At 67.6% G+C, this 2,093-nt stretch carries 3 protein-coding genes; 1 reads left to right on the top strand and 2 read right to left on the bottom strand.

Features of this window, described 5'->3' with window-relative positions:
• A partial coding sequence (locus DYI24_RS25535) for a DUF4142 domain-containing protein (RefSeq protein ID WP_164574301.1) occupies positions 1–265 on the top strand: 265 nt, incomplete at its 5' end.
• 268 nt (positions 266–533) lie between these two features.
• Here DYI24_RS25535 and DYI24_RS25530 read toward each other — a convergent pair.
• Together DYI24_RS25530 and DYI24_RS25525 are read right to left on the bottom strand one after the other, a co-directional pair.
• The gene (locus DYI24_RS25530; RefSeq protein WP_164574300.1) at positions 534–1,514 is read right to left on the bottom strand and encodes an NADPH:quinone oxidoreductase family protein; all 981 of its coding nucleotides are present in this window, start codon (positions 1,512–1,514) and stop codon (positions 534–536) included.
• A 63-nt stretch (positions 1,515–1,577) separates the two neighbouring features.
• Positions 1,578–2,093: GNAT family N-acetyltransferase (locus DYI24_RS25525; protein ID WP_164574299.1), on the bottom strand; the 516-nt coding region annotated here is incomplete at its 5' end.

Genomic DNA, 2,093 nt, shown 5'->3' with positions numbered 1-2,093 from the left:
GCCGGACCCGCCGCATCAGGCGCTGCTCGACAAGCTCAACGCCACCGAGGGCGCCGCCTTCGCCGCGACCTATGCCGAGCAGCAGGTGCAGGCGCATCAGCAGGCGGTGACGCTGTTCCGCGGCTATGCGGGCAATGGCGACTTCCCCGAGCTGAAGCAATGGGCCGCGCAGACGCTGCCAGTGCTCGAACATCATCAGCAGATGGCGCAGCAGCTCGGCAGCGGCAACGCCGCGACGGTCGGGACCTCGCCGGCGGCGAAGTAAGCGCTGCGACGTGATGAGTGTTGGTACCACGTCATTGCCGGGCTCGACCCGGCAATCCATCTCCTGCGAAAAGTTCATGCGTGCTGGCGCACGCGATGGATGCGCGGGCTTGACCCGCGCATGACGTGGGTAAATGGGGACGGGCTTGCGAACGCGCTCGGGACAACGCCGTCATTGCGAGGAGCGTAGCGACGAAGCAATGCATCTTCTGCAAGAGGCTGGACTGCTTCGCTTCGCTCGCAATGACGGTGCGGCAATTCCTCCCGCGCTACGGAGCGATCCGGATGACCACCTTGCCGAGCGCGTCGCGGCCGGCGAGGGTGGTGAAGGCGGCGCGGAAATCTTCCAGCGCGAAGGCCGAGACGATCGCCGGCTTCAGCGCGCCGCTGGCGAGCAGGCGCGACAGCTCGGCGGTGCAGCGCGCCAGCACGTCCGGCTCGCGCCGCGGCAGCTGGGCGAGGTCGACGCCGAGCAGGCTGCCGCCTTTCAGCAGCGGCAGGTTGAACGGCAGCGCCGGGATGCTGCCGGCCGCAAATCCGACGACGATGTGCCGGCCGTTCCAGGCGATCGAGCGAAATGCTTCGACCGCGACCGGCCCGCCGATCGGATCGAAGATCACGTCGGCGCCGTGGCCCTGGGTCAGAGTCTTGAGCGTATCGCGCCAGTCCGGCTGGGTGTAGTCGATCACGGCGTCGGCGCCGAGCCCCAGCGCGAAGTCGCGCTTCTGCGCGGTGGATGCTCCGGCGATGACACGGGCGCCGAGCAGCTTGCCGATCTGGATCGCGGCGGTGCCGACGCCGCCGGCGGCGCCGAGCACCAGCAGGATCTCGTCCTGCTGCAGCCTGGCGCGCTCGGCCAGCGCGTAATAGGCGGTGAGGTAGTTGGCCCGGAACGAGGCGCCTTCTTCCGGCGAGACGCCGTCCGGCAGCGGCGCGACGGCCTCGGCCGGCACCACGATGTATTCGGCGAGCGCACCGGAGCGTGCCATCCCCATCACCATCTGGCCCGGCGCGAGATTGGCGACGCCGTCGCCGGCCGCGTCGATCACCCCGGCGAATTCCGTGCCGGGAATGAACGGCAGCGGATCCTTGGTCTGATAGCGGCCCTGTACTTTGAGGCCGTCGACGAAGCCGATGCCGACCGCCTGCACCCGGACCCGCACCGATCCCGGTGTCACCGCCGGCCGCGCGATCTGTTTCAATGCGACCTGGTCGATCGCGGCATAGTCTTCGACGACGACGGCTTTCATCAGGGGCTCGGGCGCTGGCAAGGGCGATGGTCCTTTTTCGTGTGAGGAAAAATAGGCGGGCTTTCAGCAGATCTTTTCGAACCGGAAGAATCCGCCGTCGGGCGGCAGGCCGTCCGGTTCGGCTTGATGTTCGAGCTCGTGCTCGTGCGGATCGGGGTGACGGTCGTTGTAGTATTCGACGATCTTGAAGCCGCATTTGTTGACGTAGAAGTGGATATTGCGGCGTTCGAAATACGGCGTGTGGGTCTGCCACACCTTGGTCTGCGGATAGCGCTGTTCGATCGCCCGCCACGCGGCGGTGCCGAGGCCGCGGCCGTGCGCCGACGTGGCGATGAAGAATAGGTCGAGCGAATTGTGCTGGGTCGCGGCGTCGATCCGCACCACCACGCCGCCGACGCGCTCACCGTTCGCGATGATGTGCAGCACCTCGGCGCCCGGCGCATCGAACGATCGCTGGATGTCGCTGTCGGCTGGAATGCGCTCGCCCGGAATCGAGCCGAACTCTTCGACCACGGCGACCGCGAACGCGTCCTGCAGCTCGCGCATGAAGACGGGGAGATCCCGTTTCGCCGCGGGGCG

This window comes from Rhodopseudomonas sp. BR0C11 (assembly GCF_010820945.1).
GTDB classification, from domain to species: Bacteria; Pseudomonadota; Alphaproteobacteria; order Rhizobiales; family Xanthobacteraceae; genus Rhodopseudomonas; species Rhodopseudomonas palustris_H.
The sequence above is the reverse complement of the archived record's forward strand: the minus strand, read 5'-3'. Positions and strand labels throughout refer to the sequence as shown.